The organism is Stenotrophomonas sp. YJH_SMC_33 (assembly GCF_059372295.1).
The window spans coordinates 39,736-58,386 of record NZ_JCAFVJ010000012.1; the positions used below are offsets into that span (position 1 = coordinate 39,736).

The 18,651-nt window shown below is 68.2% G+C and carries 19 protein-coding genes; 15 read left to right on the top strand and 4 right to left on the bottom strand.

Annotated features, from left to right (window positions below):
- Nucleotides 1-116 precede the first annotated feature (116 nt).
- Entirely contained in the window at nt 117-782 is a 666-nt protein-coding gene (gene msrA / locus AC5P9W_RS16480) for a peptide-methionine (S)-S-oxide reductase MsrA (protein WP_031270096.1), read from the bottom strand.
- A 30-nt stretch (nt 783-812) separates the two neighbouring features.
- The gene (locus AC5P9W_RS16485; RefSeq protein WP_010481810.1) at nt 813-1,076 is read right to left on the bottom strand and encodes a putative signal transducing protein; all 264 of its coding nucleotides are present in this window, start codon (nt 1,074-1,076) and stop codon (nt 813-815) included.
- 182 nt (nt 1,077-1,258) lie between these two features.
- Here AC5P9W_RS16485 and AC5P9W_RS16490 point away from each other — a divergent pair, with 182 nt between their 5' ends.
- From AC5P9W_RS16490 to AC5P9W_RS16515, 6 genes are all read left to right on the top strand, one after another.
- A complete protein-coding gene (locus AC5P9W_RS16490; protein ID WP_111102383.1) occupies nt 1,259-3,007 on the top strand; it encodes a glutamine--tRNA ligase/YqeY domain fusion protein in 1,749 nt (582 codons plus the stop codon).
- 43 nt (nt 3,008-3,050) lie between these two features.
- Entirely contained in the window at nt 3,051-3,704 is a 654-nt protein-coding gene (locus AC5P9W_RS16495) for a hypothetical protein (protein WP_227852931.1), read from the top strand.
- Nucleotides 3,705-3,755: 51 nt separating this feature from the next.
- Nucleotides 3,756-4,478 carry a DUF6348 family protein gene (locus AC5P9W_RS16500; RefSeq protein WP_227852932.1) on the top strand — a complete coding sequence of 241 codons (723 nt, stop codon included), beginning with the start codon at nt 3,756-3,758 and terminating at the stop codon, nt 4,476-4,478.
- Between the two features lie 96 nt (nt 4,479-4,574).
- Nucleotides 4,575-5,135, top strand: coding sequence for a nucleoside deaminase (locus AC5P9W_RS16505; RefSeq protein WP_005415358.1), 561 nt, complete (start codon nt 4,575-4,577; stop codon nt 5,133-5,135).
- Nucleotides 5,119-6,186 (top strand): 23S rRNA (cytidine(2498)-2'-O)-methyltransferase RlmM, encoded by a 1,068-nt coding sequence (gene rlmM / locus AC5P9W_RS16510; protein ID WP_111097376.1) that lies wholly within the window; start codon nt 5,119-5,121, stop codon nt 6,184-6,186. Before AC5P9W_RS16505 ends, rlmM begins: the two co-directional genes overlap by 17 nt.
- 64 nt (nt 6,187-6,250) lie before the next feature.
- Nucleotides 6,251-6,649, top strand: a complete 399-nt coding sequence (locus tag AC5P9W_RS16515; RefSeq protein ID WP_495219360.1) for an EF-hand domain-containing protein — start codon at nt 6,251-6,253, stop codon at nt 6,647-6,649.
- A 68-nt stretch (nt 6,650-6,717) separates the two neighbouring features.
- Here AC5P9W_RS16515 and AC5P9W_RS16520 read toward each other — a convergent pair whose 3' ends face one another.
- Nucleotides 6,718-7,899 carry a UbiH/UbiF family hydroxylase gene (locus AC5P9W_RS16520; protein WP_206621771.1) on the bottom strand — a complete coding sequence of 394 codons (1,182 nt, stop codon included), beginning with the start codon at nt 7,897-7,899 and terminating at the stop codon, nt 6,718-6,720.
- On the bottom strand, nt 7,896-9,104 hold the full coding sequence (gene ubiH / locus AC5P9W_RS16525; RefSeq protein WP_019661125.1) for a 2-octaprenyl-6-methoxyphenyl hydroxylase: 1,209 nt from the start codon (nt 9,102-9,104) through the stop codon (nt 7,896-7,898). Before ubiH ends, AC5P9W_RS16520 begins: the two co-directional genes overlap by 4 nt.
- 107 nt (nt 9,105-9,211) lie before the next feature.
- On the opposite strand from ubiH, the gene AC5P9W_RS16530 reads away from it, so the two are divergent.
- The 9 genes from AC5P9W_RS16530 (at nt 9,212) to AC5P9W_RS16570 (ending at nt 18,441) form a co-directional block, all read left to right on the top strand.
- On the top strand, nt 9,212-9,796 hold the full coding sequence (locus tag AC5P9W_RS16530) for a hypothetical protein (protein WP_019661124.1): 585 nt from the start codon (nt 9,212-9,214) through the stop codon (nt 9,794-9,796).
- Between the two features lie 10 nt (nt 9,797-9,806).
- The gene (locus tag AC5P9W_RS16535) at nt 9,807-10,361 is read left to right on the top strand and encodes a cob(I)yrinic acid a,c-diamide adenosyltransferase (RefSeq protein ID WP_019661123.1); all 555 of its coding nucleotides are present in this window, start codon (nt 9,807-9,809) and stop codon (nt 10,359-10,361) included.
- A gap of 9 nt (nt 10,362-10,370) precedes the next feature.
- Nucleotides 10,371-11,309, top strand: a complete 939-nt coding sequence (locus tag AC5P9W_RS16540; RefSeq protein ID WP_019661122.1) for a histone deacetylase family protein — start codon at nt 10,371-10,373, stop codon at nt 11,307-11,309.
- An 89-nt stretch (nt 11,310-11,398) separates the two neighbouring features.
- Entirely contained in the window at nt 11,399-13,879 is a 2,481-nt protein-coding gene (gene lptD / locus AC5P9W_RS16545; RefSeq protein WP_080112535.1) for an LPS-assembly protein LptD, read from the top strand.
- The gene (locus AC5P9W_RS16550; RefSeq protein ID WP_019338102.1) at nt 13,876-15,222 is read left to right on the top strand and encodes a peptidylprolyl isomerase; all 1,347 of its coding nucleotides are present in this window, start codon (nt 13,876-13,878) and stop codon (nt 15,220-15,222) included. The genes lptD and AC5P9W_RS16550 overlap by 4 nt, the downstream gene beginning before the upstream one ends.
- A 3-nt stretch (nt 15,223-15,225) precedes the next feature.
- Nucleotides 15,226-16,206, top strand: a complete 981-nt coding sequence (gene pdxA, locus AC5P9W_RS16555; protein WP_019661120.1) for a 4-hydroxythreonine-4-phosphate dehydrogenase PdxA — start codon at nt 15,226-15,228, stop codon at nt 16,204-16,206.
- On the top strand, nt 16,203-17,006 hold the full coding sequence (gene rsmA, locus AC5P9W_RS16560; protein ID WP_021203187.1) for a 16S rRNA (adenine(1518)-N(6)/adenine(1519)-N(6))-dimethyltransferase RsmA: 804 nt from the start codon (nt 16,203-16,205) through the stop codon (nt 17,004-17,006). The genes pdxA and rsmA overlap by 4 nt, the downstream gene beginning before the upstream one ends.
- 13 nt (nt 17,007-17,019) lie before the next feature.
- Complete coding sequence (gene apaG, locus AC5P9W_RS16565; protein WP_005412297.1) at nt 17,020-17,403, top strand: Co2+/Mg2+ efflux facilitator ApaG/CorD; 384 nt, start codon at nt 17,020-17,022, stop codon at nt 17,401-17,403.
- 15 nt (nt 17,404-17,418) lie between these two features.
- Nucleotides 17,419-18,441 (top strand): symmetrical bis(5'-nucleosyl)-tetraphosphatase, encoded by a 1,023-nt coding sequence (locus AC5P9W_RS16570; protein WP_021203186.1) that lies wholly within the window; start codon nt 17,419-17,421, stop codon nt 18,439-18,441.
- The last annotated feature ends 210 nt before the right edge of the window (nt 18,442-18,651 follow it).

Sequence of the window (18,651 nt, forward strand, 5' to 3'; positions counted from 1 at the left end):
AGGACGGGTTTACGGCGTGTCCCGCCATCTGCACCCGTCCCGCCAAACTCACAGCAAACCAGAGCCGCTTTGGCTTTGGCTTTGGCTTCTGCCCGCCGCAGGCGGACCACCGCGCGTCAGCGCGGCGCCTCCACATCCAACCCGATCGGGCAGCTCACGCCGGTGCCGCCGATGCCGCAATAGCCGTTCGGATTCTTCGCCAGGTACTGCTGGTGGTAGTCCTCGGCGTAGTAGTACGCCGGTGCCGGGTACACGATCTCGGTGGTGATCGGGCCGTAGCCGGCCGCATCCAGCTGCGCCTGGTAGGCCTCGCGGCTGGCCAGCGCGGCCTTGTACTGGCCCTCGTCGGTGGCATGGATCGCCGAACGGTACTGGGTGCCGGTGTCGTTTCCCTGGCGCATGCCCTGCGTCGGGTCATGGCTTTCCCAGAACAGCTGCAGCAGCCGTTCCAGGCTCACCACCGCCGGGTCGAACACCACCTGCACCACTTCGGTGTGGCCGGTCAGGCCCGAGCAGACCTCTTCATAGGTCGGGTTCGGGGTGATGCCGCCGGCATAGCCCACCGAGGTGCTGTACACGCCCGGTTCGGTCCAGAACTTGCGCTCGGCGCCCCAGAAACAGCCCAGCGCGAAGCGGATCTGCTGCAGGCCGGCGAAGCGGTCCTTCAGCGGATGGCTGTTCACGAAGTGCTGGTTGCTGTGCAGCGGCAACGGCTGCTCGCGTCCCGGCAGCGCCTCTTCCGGGCGCGGCAGGCGCTGCTTGAAGGCGCCGATGCCGAGGATGCCCTGGCCAATTCCCAACATGATGCGCTCCTACGCCGGAAGGCCGGCTATGTCGTCTGCATCTGAAATGGGGGCGTCCGGCGCGTGGCCCAAGTCCAGCGCGGCCACGATGTCCTCGGCCTGCGGGCGTGCCGCATCGGGTATACCGACCCGCAGCACACCAAACAGCGGCAGCTCGCCCATCCCGCCCAGCAATGACTCGCCAAATACAAAAGCGGGAATGCCGGCGTCTTCCAGCGCGTGCTTGACCAGGTGGGCGTCGAACAGGTTGTCGGCCTTGTACACGATGTGCATGCGGCGGCTCCGTGGGACAGGGTTCCAGCATACGCCCGCCCCGTCCCGGTAGCGCCGGGCAATGCCCGGCGGGTTGCCGCCGCGCTCGCCGGGCGTGGCCCGGCGCTACCGATCCGGACCGGGCAACCCCGCCCGGTACGCGCTAGACTGTTGGTCTTTCTGCCCTTTTTCGCCCCAGACTCATGTCCGAGCACACCCCCGCCAGCCCCGAGACCCCCGCCGACAGCCACGAAAAGCGCGATTTCATCCGCCAGATCGTGCGCGAGGACCTGGCCAGCGGAAAGCACCAGGCGATCAAGACCCGCTTCCCGCCGGAACCGAACGGCTACCTGCACATCGGCCATGCCAAGTCGATCTGCCTGAACTTCGGCATCGCCGGCGAATTCAGCGGCGTCTGCAACCTGCGCTTCGACGACACCAACCCGGCCAAGGAAGATCCGGAGTACGTGGCCGCGATCCAGGACGACGTGCGCTGGCTGGGCTTCGAGTGGAACGAGCTGCGCCATGCTTCGGACTACTTCCAGGCCTATTACCTGGCCGCCGAGAAGCTGATCGAACAGGGCAAGGCCTATGTCTGCGACCTGTCGGCCGAGGAAGTGCGCGCCTACCGCGGCACTCTTACCGAGCCGGGCCGCCCGTCGCCGTGGCGCGACCGCAGCGTCGAAGAGAACCTCGACCTGTTCCGCCGCATGCGCGCCGGTGAATTCCCGGATGGCGCACGCACCCTGCGCGCGAAGATCGACATGGCCAGCGGCAACATCAACCTGCGCGATCCGGCGCTGTACCGCATCAAGCACGTCGAGCACCAGAACACCGGCAGCGCGTGGCCGATCTACCCGATGTACGACTTCGCCCACGCGCTGGGTGATTCGATCGAGGGCATCACCCACTCGCTGTGCACGCTGGAGTTCGAAGACCACCGCCCGCTGTACGACTGGTGCGTGGACAACGTCGATTTCGCCCATGACGATGCGCTGACCCAGCCGCTGGTCGATGCCGGCCTGCCGCGCGAAGCTGCCAAGCCGCGCCAGATCGAGTTCTCGCGCCTGAACATCAACTACACGGTGATGAGCAAGCGCAAGCTGATGGCGCTGGTCACCGAACAGCTGGTGGACGGCTGGGACGACCCGCGCATGCCGACCTTGCAGGGCCTGCGCCGCCGTGGTTATACCCCGTCTGCAATGCGCCTGTTTGCCGAGCGCGTAGGCATCAGCAAGCAGAATTCGCTGATCGACTTCAGCGTGCTGGAAGGCGCGTTGCGCGAAGACCTGGACAGCGCAGCACCGCGCCGCATGGCGGTGGTCGATCCGGTCAAGCTGGTGCTGACCAACCTGCCGGAAGGCCACGAAGAGCTGCTGACCTTCAGCAACCATCCCAAGGACGAGAGCTTCGGCAGCCGCGAAGTGCCGTTCGCACGCGAGGTGTGGATCGACCGCGAGGACTTCGCCGAAGTGCCGCCGAAGGGCTGGAAGCGCCTGGTGCCGGGTGGCGAAGTGCGCCTGCGCGGCGCCGGCATCATCCGCTGCGACGAAGTGATCAAGGATGCCGATGGCACCATCACCGAGCTGCGCGGCTGGCTGGATCCGGAATCGCGTCCGGGCATGGAAGGCGCCAACCGCAAGGTCAAGGGCACCATCCACTGGGTCAGCGCCGTGCATGGCGTGCCGGCCGAGATCCGCCTGTACGACCGCCTGTTCTCGGTGCCGAACCCGGATGATGACTCGGAAGGCAAGACCTACCGCGATTACCTCAATCCGGAATCGCGCCGCACCGTCACCGGCTATGTCGAGCCGGCCGCGGCCAGCGCCGCACCGGAGCAGTCGTTCCAGTTCGAACGTACCGGCTACTTCGTCGCCGACCGCCGCGACCACACCGAAGCCAAGCCGGTGTTCAACCGCAGCGTGACCCTGCGCGATACCTGGTCGGCCTGAGGACCTGCGCGGGCGCCAGCATGGCGCCCGCACGCCATCAACAATGATCACCGCCCTCTCCGTCCTGTTCTGGTTCATCTCGCAGCATCCGCTGCTGACGTTCTTTGCAGCGATGGTGCTGGCCGGGCTGGTCTCGTGGTGGCGGCGCTTTCCGGGCTACGCCATCGTGGTGTTCCCGCTGGCGATGCTCAACATGTTCCTCGGCCACTTCCTCAACGCCACCTTCCTCAACGTGGTGGGCGAGCGTGGTGAAGCGGTGATCGTCAAGGCCGAGCGGACCAGCTCCACGCTCAACGAACAGTACATCTGGCGCTACGAGGGGGTGCTGCGTACCGCCGAGGGCCGCGATGTGGACGTGGTGTTCCACACCAACACCGCCTCGCTGTGGCCGCTGGAAAACGCCATCCGCATCCCGGCGCGCGACCAGCCGTTCGTGGTCAAGTACACGCCGGGTTTCCCGCGCAACTTCGTCATCCTCACCAACGAATCCCCGCACGGGCTGGCCCAGGCCCGGGCCAGCGCGCGCGAGCGGGTGGAGGTGGCGGCACGCAAGCTGCACTTCAGCCCGGGCAATGCCGAGTTCCGCGCCGACTATCGCCGCGAGCTGGAAAGCTGGCTGCGCGACCACGGCAACGATCCGCAGCAGCAACCCGACGCGCAGCGATATCGCGCCGAGCTCGACGCGCTCGACCATTAGATTTTCCAGGCCCTGCCTGGATGTTCCACCCCATCCACCGACAGGCCTGACATGACCACGACCTCCGCTGCCCTCCTCCCGCTGCTGCAGCAGGTCCTTCAGGACGCCGGCACCGCCAGCCGCGTCGACGGCAACGCGCTGCTGCTGGACAGCGGCCTGCGCCTGACCCCGCATGCAATGGCCGCACACGCGCGCGACAGCGGTGGTTGGCAGACCTCCACCGTCATTGAAAGCCAGCATCCGCAGTTGTTCGCCGATGGCCTGTTCGAGTACCAGCACGCAAATGGTACCGATGAGCAGGCATCGCTGTTGTCCGGCTTCCAGGCCTGGGCCCGGGTGGACCTGGTGACCCTGCAGACCGCGATCGGCGCCCAAGACGCGCAGGGCCTGCCGATGATGGGCCTGACCTATCCGGCCGGTGCTGACGGCCAGGAACTCGAACGCACCGTGGTGCTCGGTCCACTGGCGCATTACCGCGAGCATGAGATGGACACCGGCCCCCGCAGCGAAGACGATCATGGCTCCTGCCCCTGCTGCCTGTTCACGCGCAGCATTGATGCATTCGATGCGCTGCTGAAGACGCGTTCTTTCCTGGCCATCCGCCTGTTCGCCTCGCGCGATGCCGATGGCCTGTGCGAGGCCGATTGCCGGGTCAACGGCCACGACTTCGCCGCCGCCCTGCCCCTGCTGCGCGCCTACGCGGCCAGCTGGCCGCAGGCAGGGCTGGAATTCCGCAAGCAGTACGTGGTGGTCCGCACCGGCTCGCCAGGCTGACCCACGCCCACACCCGATACAGGCCGGTGCGGCTACACTGCGCGCCGGTTCCCCAAGCAACCGCACTTTTCCCATCCCACACGAGGCACCCCCGCGATGCTGTACGCGCAAGTCCACCTGACCCTTCCCGCCTGGATCCACGACCAGATCGACCTGGATCGTCGATATCCGGGCGATGAGGCCAAGGTCGCGCTGGCGATCGAGCTGTCGCGGCTGAACGTCGAGCACGCCAGTGGCGGCCCGTTCGGCGCCGTGGTGTTCGGCCCGGATGACAAGGTGATCGCCGCCGGCGTGAACCGGGTGATGCCGCACGCCACTTCGCTGGCGCATGCCGAGAACATGGCCTACATGCTGGCCCAGCAACGCCTGCAGACCCCGCGCCTGAACGCGGTGCTGTCGCCGGTCACCCTGGCCACCAGCTCGCAGCCGTGCTGCCAGTGCTACGGCGCCACCGTGTGGGCCGGCATCGACCGCCTGCTGATCGGTGCCAGTGCAGCCGATGTCGAAGAACTGACTCCGTTTGACGAAGGCCCGCTGCCGGCCGACTGGGTCGGCGAGCTCAACAAGCGTGGCATCGAAGTGGTGCAGGGCCTGAACCGCGACGCCGCGCGCAGCGTGCTGCGTGCCTATGGGGAAAGCGATGGCGCCCGTTACTGAAACCGGCATCGGCCTGCTGTGCCTGTGCCGGCAGGGTTTCGAGCCCGAGCTGGCCGGCGAACTGCAGTTCCGTGCCGGCGAAGCCGGTTTCGCCGGTTATGCCCGCACCCAGCGCAATGACGGCTACGTGCTTTTCATGTGCGACGAGGCCGCGGCGCTGGCACCGCGCCTGCGCTGGCGCGAACTGATCTTCGCGCGCCAGAAGCTGGTGGTGCTGGCCGAGCTGCCACAGCTGGATCCGGCCGACCGCATCACGCCGATGCTGGAGGTGCTGGCCGATGCGCCGCGCTTCGGCGACCTGTGGGTGGAGCATCCCGATTCCGACGCTGGCAAGCCGTTGTCCGGGCTGGCGCGTGCCTTTGGCAATGCACTGCGCCCGGCGCTGCGCAAGGCCGGCAAGCTCAGCGACAAGCCGAACACCCGCCTGCCGCGCCTGCATGTGGTGTTCGTCGACGGTACCCATGCCTTCATCTGCGTGGCCGACCCGGCCGACAGCGCGCCGTGGGCACTGGGTATTCCGCGCCTGAAGCTGCTGCCCGAAGCGCCTTCGCGTTCGGCGCTGAAGCTGGACGAAGCGCTGCTGACCCTGCTGACGCCGGAAGAACGCGAGACGCTGGCCAAGCCCGGCATGCGTGCGGCCGACCTGGGCGCCGCCCCCGGTGGCTGGACCTGGGTGCTGACCCGGCAGCACATGCACGTGCTGAGCATCGACAATGGCCCGCTGCGCCAGCACGTGCTGGACACCGGCCTGGTCGAGCACCTGCGCGCCGATGGCTTCCACTGGCATCCGGAACAGCCGCTGGACTGGATGGTCTGCGACATGGTCGAGCAGCCGCGCCGGGTGGCCGAACGCATGGCCACCTGGTTCCGCGAAGGCTGGTGCAGGCATGCGATCTTCAATCTGAAGCTGCCGATGAAGAAGCGCTGGGACGAGACCCGGCTGTGCCTGGACCTGTTCCAGGACCAGGCCGGGAAGGCGCTGGTGGTGCGTGCCAAGCAGCTGTATCACGATCGGGAAGAAATCACGGTGCTGGCCTCGCCGCTGCGCTGATCCGTCATCGGCGGCACAGGTTGCCGGGAGTACGCTCCCGGTACCCTCTGGCAAGGAGCCTGTCATGAACATTCCCCGTTCCGCCGTGCTGGCGGCCACCCTGCTGGCCTCGGTACCGGCGATGGCCCAGCATGGCCCGTCCCCCCCCGCGCAGAGCCAGCCGCTGGGCCCGACCGGCGGCGCGATCCGTCAGCAGCCGCTGGATGCCGGTCGGGTCACCGGCAGCGTCGATATTCCGCAGCCGGTCGGGGAGGCACAGGTGACCGTGCGCTCGCTGGAACCCAGCAGCGTGGTTGGCCAGTACCGCATCCGCTTCAGCGACCTCAACGTGAATGGCGACGGTTTCATCAGCCGCGAGGAAGCACAGGCCAATCCGGCGCTGGCCGACGAATTCAATTCGCTGGACCGCAGGCACCGCGGCAAGCTGGACCGCACCGACCTGGCCGGCTGGCTGGTGGATTGAAAAAGGGGACGGAGGGGATTAAGTCGTATGTGCACAAACGACTTAATCCTCTCCGTCCCCTTTTTGCTTCAGACGCCGGCGGCGCGCTTCCAGAACGCCTGCACCAGCGGCGGCCATCGGCCGACGCAGCCCAGCGCACGGCCCCGGGCCAGGGTCAGGTGCATTTCGTCGTTGGAGAACAGGCGGTTGATCGCATCGAAGCTGTAGGCGGCGATGTGGTTGTCGCTGCGCCGTTCGCGTGCCCAGCGCTGCAGGCGCTGCGGCGACAGCCGCGGTTGGCCGCGGCGCTCTGCCGAGGGCGCCAGCCACTGCTGCAGGGCGGCGACATCACGCAGCCCCAGGTTCACGCCCTGCCCGGCCAGCGGATGCACCACATGCGCCGCGTCACCCAACGCCAGCACACGACCGGCCACGTAGTGACGGGCCAGCTGGCGGCGCAGCGGGAATGCCGCACGCGGTGAGGCCAGCCGCAGCTCACCCAGGCGTGCCGCGAAGGCGCGGGTCAGTTCGCGGTTGAAGCTGTCCTCGTCCAGTGCCAGAACACGCGCCGCCTCGTCCTCGGGCAGGGTCCAGACGATCGAGCTGCGGCGCTCGGCCACCGGCAGCAGCGCCAGCGGCCCGCCCGGCAGGAAACGCTGCCAGGCCGTGGCCTGGTTGGGAAGATCGCTGTCCACGTAGGCCACCACGCCACGCTGGTGGTAGTCATGCTTTTCAACCTCGATCCCGGCCAGCTGGCGCAGGGTCGATTCGGCACCGTCGGCGGCCACCGCCAACGCCGCTTCCAGGCGGCGACCGTCATCCAGGCGCAGGCGCACGCCATCCTCGTCCTGCTCCAGTGCTTCCACCCGTGCCGGGCAGTGCAGCTGCACGCCCGCCGCCGGCAGCGCCGCCCACAGGCGGTCCTGCAGCAGGCCGTTCTCGACGATGTAGCCCAGTTCGCGACGGCCGAAGCGATCGGCATCGAACAGCAGATCTTCGCCACCGGCCGCATCCCACACCTGCATGCGCCGGTAGGGCCAGGCACGGGCCTGGGCGATCGCCGGCCACACGCCGAGGCGGTTCAACATCTGCACGTTGTCGGCGGCAAAGGCGAACACGCGCAGGTCCGGTTGCGCAACCTGCCACGGCGCGGGCTCACGGCCTTCCACCAACGCCACCGACAGGCCGGCATCGGCCAGCGCCAGCGCGCACGCGGCACCGACCACGCCACCACCGACGATGGCCACATCAAGACGCGTGCGGCGGCTCATGCGGTTTCTCCACGGCACAGCCGCGGTACTTCGCCACGGAAGCCCATCGCACCACCGACCAGCATCGACTGCACCGAGGCGCGTTGTGCGGCCACCAGACCGAGGCTGCGCAGCGGCCGCATCAGTGGCGCCGGGTTGCTGGTCAGCCGTGCCAGGCCGCCGGAGAACGCCACCGTCTGCCGGCGGTCTTCCTCGCGGCGTGCAACATAGGCCTGCAGCAATGCATCACTGCCGGCATCCTCATGCGCATTCTCCAGCAGTTCGGCCAGGGTCAGCGCATCGCGCAGGCCCAGGTTGAAGCCCTGCGCACCCAGCGGATGGATGGTCTGCGCGGCATTGCCCAGCAGCACCGTGCGTTCACCGGCCAATGCGCGCGCCAGCACCTGGATGAGCGGATAAGCGCTGCGTGGACCGGATTCGAGCAGGCGGCCGGCACGCCAGCCGATCGCGTCCTGCAGGCGCTGCAGCCAGGCCGCATCGTCCAGCGCCATCACCGCATCGGCCTGATCGCGGGCCACGCCATGCACGGTGCCGAAGTGGCGGTCACCGCGCGGCAGCAGGGCGGTCGGGCCGGTATCGGTGAAGCGCTCCCAGGCCGTGCCATCCGGCGCACGCTGGCTGCGCACGCGGGCGACGAACAGGGTCTGCTGGAAATCATGGCGGTCGACCTCGATGCCCAGCGCGCCACGCACGCCGCTGGTGGTGCCATCGGCCCCCACCACCAGACGTGCCAGCAGCACGCGTTCACCCGCCTCGTCAGCCACCCGCACCTGGCGGTAGCCGTCCACCACCTCGCCCAGTCCCAGGAACCGCATCGGCCGATAACGGCGCAGGCGCGGCAGCTCCTGAAGCCGCGCTTCCAGCGCCTGGCCGAAATCGCGCGCGACCACCACCTGGCCGAACCACGGCCGGTCGTAATCGGCCGCTTCGAGCTGCACACGGCCGAAATCGCCGGCACGACTGACATGGATGCGCCGGATCGGGCCCGGTGCCATCGCCAGCTTCTGCATCACCCCCAGCGCGGTCAGCGCATTGACGGTGGCAGCGGCGAAACTGAGATTGCGCTGGTCGAACACCGCAGGCAGCTCGCCGGCCGGGCTGGCCTCGAGCAGGCCCACGTCGCGGCCCAGCCGGTCCAGGGCGATGGCCAGGCTGGCACCCACCAGGCCACCACCGACAATCAGCACGTCATGTCGTTCACTCATGTGTTCATGATACGCGCTCGCCCCGACTGTACGCCGAACAAGCGGCGCCTGCGCCAACCGGCGCGGCGGGCTAGAATGAAACCTGAATCCGCTCCGGGCCCGCTGCCATGTCCGCCACCGCCAACCGCGCCTTCGTCCTGTCCGTCCTCGTGCTGTTGCTGGCGGCGACCCGGGTCAACCACTTCGCGGCCATTCCGGATGCCTCCTGGGCGGTGTTCTTCATCGGTGGCTTCTATCTGGCCACGTGGACACGCTGGGCGTTTCCGCTGCTGATGGTGTTCGCCGTGCTGGTGGACTGGATCGTGATCCGCAGCAGCGGCCTGGATTTCTGGCAGCACTACTGCGTGTCACCGGGTTACTGGCTGCTGCTGCCGGCGTACTTCTCGCTGTGGGCCGGCGGCATGCTGCTGGGCCGCAACTACCAGGGCGCGCGCTGGCCGGTGCTGGCCAAGGGTGCGCTGCTGCTGGTCGCGTCGGTGGCGATCTGCCACCTGCTGGCGCAGGGTGGCTTCTACTGGACCAGCCGTAACGTGGCCGAGCCGACGCTGGCCGGCTGGGCACAGAACTACGCGCAGTGGTTCGGGCCCTACCTGCGCACTACGGCGATCTATGTGGCGCTGGCCGCTGCCCTGCAGCTGGCCGTGGAGCAGGTGTTGAAGCTCCAGCAGGCCCGCCGCGACATCCGCCACTGAGCCGCGCGCCATGGGTCATCGCCTCTCGCGCATTTACACCCGCACCGGCGACGACGGCAGTACCGGCCTTGGCGACGGCCAACGCGTGGCCAAGGATGACGCCCGCGTGGCGTCCTTCGGTACCGTCGACGAGGCCAACGCCGCGCTCGGCCTGCTGCTGGCCGCGCCCCTGCCCGAGGATGTACGCGCGCTGGTGGTGCATCTGCAGCACCAGCTGTTCGATCTGGGCGCCGAGCTGTGCATTCCCGGCCACGCCGCGATCCATGCCGCCGACGTCTCGGCCCTGGAGCAGCAGCTGGACCATTACAACGCCAACCTCCCGATGCTGAAGGAATTCATCCTGCCGGCCGGCGGCGAAGCTGCCGCGCGCTGCCATCTGGCCCGCACCATCGTCCGCCGCGCCGAGCGCGAGACGGTCACCCTGGCCCGCCACGAGGCCGTCCGCAGCGAGGCGCTGCAATACCTCAACCGGCTGTCGGACCTGCTGTTCGTGCTGGCCCGGGTGCTGGCCCGCGCCGACGGCCATGGCGAAGCGCTGTGGCAGCCACAGCAGCGCCAGCGCTGAGTCGGCACGATGCTGGTCTATTCCCACCCGTCCTGCCTGCTGCATGACCCCGGTCCCGGCCATCCCGAATGCCCGCAACGGCTGCAGCAGGTGCTGGACGCACTGCACACCGCCTTCCCCGGCCAGCTGGACTGGCGCGAGGCGCCGCCGGCGAAGTTCGGCGAACTGACCCGGGTCCACGACAGCGCCCTGCTCGACTTCGTGCTGCAGCCGCAGACCGCACCGCTGCGCCAGCTGGACATGGACACCTGGACCTCGCCGGGCTCGGCCAGCGCCGCCGTGCACGCCGCCGGTGCCGGTGTGGCCGCAGTCGATGCGGTGATGCTGGGCGAGGACCCGCTGGCCTTCTGCGCGGTACGCCCACCGGGCCACCACGCCACCAGCAGCACCGCCATGGGCTTCTGCCTGCTGAACAACATCGCCATCGCCGCCGCCCATGCCCGCGACCGCCATGGCCTGGAACGGATCGCGGTGGTCGATTTCGACGTGCACCACGGCAATGGCACCCAGGACATCTTCCAGCATGACGCCCGGGTTTCGTACTACAGCACCCACCAGGCCGGGCTGTTCCCCAATTCCGGCCTGCGCCGCGACCGCGGTGCCGGCAACCTGATGAACATCCTGCTGCCGCCGGGAAGCGGCGGCTTCCGCTTCCGCAACGTCTGGGCCGACGAAATGCTGCCGGCCATCGACGACTTCCGCCCGCAGCTGCTGCTGATCTCGGCCGGCTTCGATGCCCACCTGCGTGATCCACAGGCGGATCTGATGCTGGAGACCGACGATTTCGCCTGGATCACCGGTGAGCTGCACGCGCTGGCACGCCGCCACGCGGCTGGCCGGGTGGTGTCGATGCTGGAGGGCGGCTATGACCTGCAGGCCCTGGCCGAGTGCAGCGTGGCCCATGTCCAGGCCCTGCTTACGCCATCCGCCGGCACCTCCGCCGGATGAACCCGAACCGGCAGGCTCCGGCGTCCTTCATTGCCCCTATGCAAGGGATGGGGCAAGCTACCGTCCGTTTTCGCCCGAATCCGAACCGCGTGCGCCGAGCCCTCCGCCTGCTTCCCCTGCCTCTGAGCATCGCCATCAGCCTTCCGGCAATGGCTGATGATAAGCCGCTCAACTGGGGCCTGTGCCCGGCCACCGACGTCATTCCCGCGTTCACCGACGCCCCCACGCCGGTCCCGGGCCAGGACAAGGCTGCCGCTGCGGCCGCCCGCGAGAACCAGCCGACCGACATCGAAGGCGACCAGCTGCTGGGTACCACCACCGTGCCGCAGTACGAGGGCAACGTGGCGCTGCGCCGCGGCGACCAGTTCGTCGGTACCGACAAGCTCAGTTTCGACACCGAGACCGGCAACTACATCGCCGACGGCAATGTCCGCTACCAGGACGGGTCGATCCGGATGGTCGCCAAGCGCGCCGAAGGCAACCAGGAAAGCGACACCCACAAGATCACCGACATCAAGTACCAGCTGGTGTCGCGCCGCGGCAACGGCGATGCCGAGTCGGTCGACCTGCAGGGCGCGGTCGGCCAGATGCACCGCTCCACCTACACCACCTGCGACCCGTCACAGCCGGTGTGGAAGCTGTCGGCGCCGCAGATCGAAGTGGACAACGACGAGGGCTTCGGCACCGCCCGCAACGCCGTGCTGCGGATCGGCAAGGTGCCGGTGCTGTGGGCGCCGTACTTCAAGTTCCCGATCGATGACCGCCGCAAGACCGGCCTGCTGTTCCCGCAGCTGGGCATGTCCGGCCGCAACGGTTTCGACTACGCGCAGCCGATCTACTTCAATCTGGCGCCGAACTACGACGACACGTTGACCCCGCGCTACATGAGCCGGCGCGGCCTGCTGCTCGACAACGAGTTCCGCTACCTCTACAACGGCGGCCGTGGCGAGGTGCTGACCAGCTACATGCCCAACGACAGGCTGCGCGACCGCGACCGCGGCCGGGTGATGTTCGACGGCTACCACAACGTGAACAGCCACTGGCAGGCCCGCGCCAACCTGGCCTGGGTCAGCGACGAGCGCTATGTCGAGGACTTCGCCAACCGCCTGGTGGGGGTGACCGCCTCCAACCTGCAGAGCACCATCGGCCTGTACGGTACGGGCACGAACTGGACGGCCGGCATCATGGCCGACCGCTGGCAGCTGACCGACTACACGCTTGACGAGAATGCCCTGCCCTACAACCGCCAGCCGCGGGTGTATTTCAACTGGAACAAGCCGATGCGGCCATGGCTGGAAACCGGCCTGTACGCCGAAGCGGTGAGGTTCACCCACGACGACGTGAACCTCAAGTACGGTGCCGATGCGGGCCCGGACCTGCAATACACCCGCACCGGCCAGACCGTGCGCGCCTATGGCGGCTCCCGCCTTGACGTCAAGCCGTACGTTTCCTTCCCCATCAGCGGCGCGGCCTGGTACATCACGCCCACCCTGGCGTACCGCTACACGGCCTACCAGCTGGACCGCGGCCTGGCCGACAGGATACGCAGCACCGTTCTGGCCTCGGAGGGCGTGGACGTGACCACCGCCACGCCGGAACAGCTGCGCGGCAACACCTCGCCCAGCCGCAGCCTGCCGATCGGCAGCATCGACGCCGGCCTGTTCTTCGACCGCGAGACCAGCATCCGCGGCAAGTCCTTCCTGCAGACGCTGGAGCCGCGCCTGTTCTACCTGCGCACGCCGTACCGCAACCAGGACGAACTGCCGATCTTCGACACCCGTGACTTCACCTTCAGCTGGGGCCAGCTGTTCCGCGATTCGCGCTACACCGGCGCCGACCGCCAGAACGATGCCAACCAGCTGACCCTGGCACTGAGTACCCGTTTCATCGACCAGACCACCGGCAAGGAGCGGTTCTCGGCCTCGATCGGCCAGATCCAGTACTTCGACGAGTCGCGGGTGACCGTCACGCCGGGCGGCGCGCCGGTAGAGAAGGGCAAGTCGGCGTGGATCGCCGACGGCAACTACATGATCAACGACCGCTGGACCCTGGGCGCCACCTACCAGTGGGACCCGAAGTACAAGCGCGAGGATCTGGCCAGCGTCCGCGCCCGCTACCTGATGCCCAACGATGGCGTGATCAACCTGAGCTACCGCTACCGCATCAACGCCGGCGCCCCGGCGACGGCCAACAAGCATGACCGCACCCTGCTGGAGCAGGCTGACCTGTCGTTCCTGTACCCGCTGAATGCGCGCTGGAGCCTGGTCGGTCGCTATTACTACTCGCTGCAGGACAAGGAGCCGCTGGAAATCATCGGCGGCGTGCAGTGGGACAGCTGCTGCCTGGCCGTGCGCGTGGTCGGCCGCCGCTACGTCCGCAATCGCGAGGGCGAGATGAACAATTCCATCCAGGTGGAGTTCGTCCTGAAGGGCCTGAGCTCCATCGGCCAGGACACGGACCGCACCCTGCGCCGTGCTATCCTCGGCTACAACCGCGACGACCTCTATCTCGTGCCGCCCAGCAACACCGGGGTGACCCGCGATGACTACGATCCGAATCAGATCCCATGACCAAGCGCTTCCCCGTTCTTCTCGCCTCCCTGCTGGCGGTGTCCAGCGTGTCCGCCCCCCTGCAGGTGCTCGCGCAGGAGGCGCAGCCGTTGGACCGCATCGCCGCCGTCGTCGACGAGGACGTGATCCTGCAGAGCGAGCTCCAGCGTGCGATCGCCAACATCAAGGCGCAGTACGCCGGCCGTGAAAACCAGCTGCCGCCGGAAGACGTGCTCAGCCGCCAGGTGCTCGAGCGACTGGTGCTGGTCAAGCTGCAGGTCGCCCGCGCCCAGGGCAGCGGCATCCGCGTCAGCGACCAGGAGCTGAACCAGGCGATGAATGCCATCGCCCAGCAGAACGGCTCGGACCTGGATGCACTGCGCCAGCGCCTGGCCCACGACGGCATCGATTTCAACGATTTCCGTGCTTCGGTGCGCGATGAAATCACTGTGCAGCGCCTGCGCCAGAGCTTCGCGCAGAGCCGCATCAGCGTCAGCGAGGGTGAAGTGGACGCCGCGCTGAAGCAGCAGGCCACGGTGGGCAACCAGTACCACCTGGCACACATCCTGATCGCCCTGCCCGACGGCTCCAACGCCGACCAGATCGCCACCGGCCAGAAGAAGGCCGAGGGCGTGAAGGCCCTGCTGGACAAGGGTGAGCTGGACTTCAACGCTGCCGCCGTGCGTTATTCGGACAGCCCGAACGCGCTGGAAGGCGGCGATCTGGGCTGGCGCAGCCTGGATGAAATCCCGCAGGCCTTTGCCCAGCTGATGGAAAAGATGAAGCCCGGCGAAGTGGTCGGCCCGATCCGCGGCCCCAGCGGCTTCCAGTTGCTGAAGCTGGTGGAAGTGCGTGATGCCAGCGCCGCCAGCGGTGGCGCGCACACGGTCACCGAATACCACGGCCGCCACATCCTGGTGCGCGTGGACGATCACCAGACCGACGCTGCCGCCAAGGCCAAGATCGATACCCTGCGCGCCCGCATCGCCGGCGGCGCGGATTTCGAAACCGTGGCCAAGGAATCCTCCGAGGACAACAACAGCAAGGGCCAGGGCGGCGATCTGGGCTGGTTCCCGGTCGACGCGTTCGGTCCGGCGTTTGGTCAGCAGGTGGCCGGCATCCAGGACGGCGGCGTCAGCCAGCCGTTCCGCACCGATGCCGGTTGGCACATCGTGCAGCGCGTGGCCACCCGCCAGACCGACGTGACCAACGACAACCAGCGCGCCCAGATTCGCGAGACCATCGGCCGCCGCAAGCTGGAAGACGAGTACAACCGCTTCCTGCAGGAACTGCGTGGCGAAGCCTATGTCAGCTTCCGCAGCGGGGACCGCGCGGAAAATACCGCCACGCCGCCGCAGTCCTGACCGATGCGCCCCGAGCTCGCTCTGGTACCGGGCGAGCCCGCCGGGATCGGCCCGGAGCTGTGTGTCCGCCTCGTCCAGCAGCCGCGTGAAGATTGCCGGCTGCTGGCCTTCGCCGACCCGGATACCCTGCGCGCGGCCGCCGTCGCGCTGAACCTGCCCCTGCAGCTGCTGCCCGAGGACGCCGAAGCCCGCGCCCCGGGCGACCTGCGTGTGCGCGCGGTGGCCAATGCCATGCCCAGCCACTTCGGCCAGGCCGACCCGGCCAATGCCGGGGCCGTCATCGGCGCCCTGCTCGCTGCCGGCCAGGCCTGCCTGTCCGGCGAACTGCACGGCGTGGTCACCGGCCCGGTGCACAAGGCGGTCATCAACGAAGGCGGCATCGCCTACAGTGGCACCACCGAACTGCTGGCCGACCAGGCCGGGGTGAAGGTGGTGATGATGCTGGCCAACCCCATCGTGCGCGTGGCCCTGGCCACCACCCACCTGCCGCTGCGCGAGGTGGCCGATGCGATCACCGCGCCCAGCCTGGAACACACCCTTCGCACCGTGCACGCCGCGCTGTGCCGCGAGTTCGGCCTGCCCGCGCCACGCATCGCCGTGCTCGGCCTGAACCCGCACGCCGGCGAAGACGGCCATCTGGGCCGCGAGGAACTGGACCTGGTCATCCCGCTGCTGCAGCGCCTGCGCGCGGAGGGCATGGACCTGGTCGGGCCGCTGCCGGCCGATACCGCGTTCCTGCCGGCCAAGCTGGCCGGTTTCGACACCGTGCTGGCGATGTACCACGACCAGGGGCTGCCGGTGCTGAAGTACTCCGGTTTCGAGCAGGCGGTGAACCTGACCCTGGGCCTGCCCTACCCGCGCGTGGCGGTAGACCATGGCACCGCGCTGGACCTGGCCGGCCGCGGCATTGCCGATCCTTCCAGCCTGCAGGCGGCAACGACGCTGTGTGCGCAGCTTGCGCGGCAACGTACACTGAGCGCATGAATTCCCCGCATTCCCCCTCCGGCCCGGTGTTCACCGCACCGGCCAAGAAGCAGCTTGGCCAGCATTTCCTGGCCGATCGCCACTACATCGACAAGATCGTGATGGCGGTCAACCCGAAAGAAGGCGATCGCCTGGTCGAGATCGGTCCCGGCCAGGGCGCGATCACCCTGCCGCTGCTGCGCGTGCATCCGAAACTGACGGTGATCGAGTTCGACCGCGACCTGATCGCGCCGCTGACCGCCGCCGCCGAGCCGCTGGGCGAGCTGACCATCGTCCACCGCGACGTGCTGCGCGTGGACTTCACCGAGCTGGCTGCCGGCCAGCCGATCCGCCTGGTCGGCAACCTGCCCTACAACATCTCCTCGCCGATCCTGTTCCATGCACTGGAACATGCCGCGGTGATCCGCGACATGCACTTCATGCTGCAGAAGGAAGTGGTCGACCGCATGGCCGCCGGCCCCGGCAGCAAGGTGTACGGCCGCCTCAGCGTGATGCTGCAGGCCTATTGCCAGGTGACCTCGCTGTTCGTGGTGCCGCCGGGCGCGTTCCGGCCGCCGCCGAAGGTCGATTCGGCCGTGGTACGGCTGGTGCCGCGTGACCCGGCCTCGATCAACATCAACGACCACGCCCGTTTCGCCGAGGTGGTCAAGGCCGCCTTCGGGCAGCGCCGCAAGACCCTGCGCAATGCGCTCAACAACGTCGTGACGGCCGAGCAGTTCGTCGCCGCCGGCGTGCGCCCCGATGCCCGCGCCGAACAGCTGGATGTGGCTGAATTCATCGCTTTGGCCAATGCCTCCTGATTACACTGCCGGTATGGAAGACGCTGACGTTTACGCCATTTCCGTCGAAGTCGCACCGCGCTTCCTCGACGACCAATCCGCGCCGGAAGACGGGCGCTATGCGTTCGCCTACACGATCCGCATCCACAACCAGGGCCGTGTTGCCGCGCGCCTAGTTGCACGCCACTGGCGCATCACCGATGCCAATGGCCGCGTCGAGCATGTCGATGGCGACGGGGTGATCGGCGAGCAGCCGCGCCTGCGTCCCGGTGAAGACTTCCATTACACGTCCGGTGTCATGCTGGGGACCGATCACGGGACCATGCAGGGCCACTACGACATGGTCGCCGACGACGGCACCGAATTCGCCGCGCCGGTCGCACCTTTCGTGCTGGCCATCCCGCGTACCCTGCACTGACACGGAGGCCGGACGATGAGTGTGTGGGCGATCGGCGACCTGCAGGGCTGCTACGACGTCACCCAGCGCCTGCTGGAGAAGATCCGCTTCGACCCGGCGCAGGACACCCTGTGGTTCTGCGGCGACCTGGTCAACCGCGGTGGCCAGTCGCTGGAAACGCTGCGGCTGGTGCATTCGCTGCGCGGGCACAGCGTGGTGGTGCTGGGCAACCATGACCTTTCGCTGCTGGCCGTCGGTGCACGCACCGAAGAGGAACAGCGCAAGGTCAATCCGGACCTGCTGCGCATCGTGCAGGCCGAGGACCGCGACGAACTGCTGGACTGGCTGCGCCTGCAGAAGCTGGTGCACGTGGATCGCGAGCTGGGCTGGATGATGGTGCACGCCGGCCTGGCACCGAAGTGGACCACGCAGATGGCCGAAAAGCATGCCGCCGAGGTCGAGGCGCAACTGCACGGTGCCGGCTACCGCAAGCTGTTCCGCAACATGTACGGCGACAAGCCGAGCTGGGCGCCGAACCTGTCCGGCTACGACCGTTCACGGGCGATCATCAATGTGCTCACCCGCATGCGCTACTGCACCCCGCGCGGGCGCATCGGCATCGAGGACAAGGGCACGCCGGGCACGCAGGAACAGGGACTGTACCCTTGGTTCGAAGTGCCAGGCCGGGTCGAGCGCGACCTGAAGATCGTCTGCGGCCACTGGTCGGCGCTGGGCCTGACCATCACCCAGGGCGTGCATGCCATCGACACCGGCGCAGTCTGGGGCGGCAAGCTGACCGCGATCCAGCTCGATACCGATGAACTGCGCGTGGTGCAGGTGCCGGGCCGCGATGTCCCCGCACCCGTGCCCAACGCACGCACGCCAGCGCGACCAGCACGCGAGCGCCCGGCTGCATCGGCGCAGGGCAGGGATCCGGGCGGGGCCAACGCCGCGGCCCCCAACCCGGGCAACCGTGGCCCGCGCCGCCGTCGTCGCCGTGGCGGCGGTGGGGGCGGCTCCGCAGGCCCTGGCAACAACGGGGCCCCGCCGCAGGCGTGACCTGATCGTTCCCGGCACCATGGACGGGTGCCGCTGCCCACTCCGGGCCCGGCCACCACCGGCGGTGGAAGCACCGCCCACGGTCCATCGCAGCCGTTGCGCGTCTTCGCCGCTGGGCGCAGCACGCGCGAAGAGGACCCGCGGTTCCAGCACGCCATCATCGGGCATTACCGGATGCCGTAGCGACAGCCCAGGCAGAGTCGACTGTCA

Excerpts from the sequence above, each read along its gene's own strand:
- AC5P9W_RS16485 (WP_010481810.1), bottom strand. The coding sequence starts at position 1,076 with ATGCACATCGTGTACAAGGCCGACAACCTGTTCGACGCCCACCTGGTC.
- AC5P9W_RS16490 (WP_111102383.1), top strand. The coding sequence starts at position 1,259 with ATGTCCGAGCACACCCCCGCCAGCCCCGAGACCCCCGCCGACAGCCAC.
- AC5P9W_RS16495 (WP_227852931.1), top strand. The coding sequence starts at position 3,051 with ATGATCACCGCCCTCTCCGTCCTGTTCTGGTTCATCTCGCAGCATCCG.
- AC5P9W_RS16500 (WP_227852932.1), top strand. The coding sequence starts at position 3,756 with ATGACCACGACCTCCGCTGCCCTCCTCCCGCTGCTGCAGCAGGTCCTT.
- AC5P9W_RS16505 (WP_005415358.1), top strand. The coding sequence starts at position 4,575 with ATGCTGTACGCGCAAGTCCACCTGACCCTTCCCGCCTGGATCCACGAC.
- rlmM (WP_111097376.1), top strand. The coding sequence starts at position 5,119 with ATGGCGCCCGTTACTGAAACCGGCATCGGCCTGCTGTGCCTGTGCCGG.
- AC5P9W_RS16515 (WP_495219360.1), top strand. The coding sequence starts at position 6,251 with ATGAACATTCCCCGTTCCGCCGTGCTGGCGGCCACCCTGCTGGCCTCG.
- AC5P9W_RS16520 (WP_206621771.1), bottom strand. The coding sequence starts at position 7,899 with ATGAGCCGCCGCACGCGTCTTGATGTGGCCATCGTCGGTGGTGGCGTG.
- ubiH (WP_019661125.1), bottom strand. The coding sequence starts at position 9,104 with ATGAGTGAACGACATGACGTGCTGATTGTCGGTGGTGGCCTGGTGGGT.
- AC5P9W_RS16530 (WP_019661124.1), top strand. The coding sequence starts at position 9,212 with ATGTCCGCCACCGCCAACCGCGCCTTCGTCCTGTCCGTCCTCGTGCTG.
- AC5P9W_RS16535 (WP_019661123.1), top strand. The coding sequence starts at position 9,807 with ATGGGTCATCGCCTCTCGCGCATTTACACCCGCACCGGCGACGACGGC.
- AC5P9W_RS16540 (WP_019661122.1), top strand. The coding sequence starts at position 10,371 with ATGCTGGTCTATTCCCACCCGTCCTGCCTGCTGCATGACCCCGGTCCC.
- AC5P9W_RS16550 (WP_019338102.1), top strand. The coding sequence starts at position 13,876 with ATGACCAAGCGCTTCCCCGTTCTTCTCGCCTCCCTGCTGGCGGTGTCC.
- pdxA (WP_019661120.1), top strand. The coding sequence starts at position 15,226 with ATGCGCCCCGAGCTCGCTCTGGTACCGGGCGAGCCCGCCGGGATCGGC.
- rsmA (WP_021203187.1), top strand. The coding sequence starts at position 16,203 with ATGAATTCCCCGCATTCCCCCTCCGGCCCGGTGTTCACCGCACCGGCC.
- apaG (WP_005412297.1), top strand. The coding sequence starts at position 17,020 with ATGGAAGACGCTGACGTTTACGCCATTTCCGTCGAAGTCGCACCGCGC.
- AC5P9W_RS16570 (WP_021203186.1), top strand. The coding sequence starts at position 17,419 with ATGAGTGTGTGGGCGATCGGCGACCTGCAGGGCTGCTACGACGTCACC.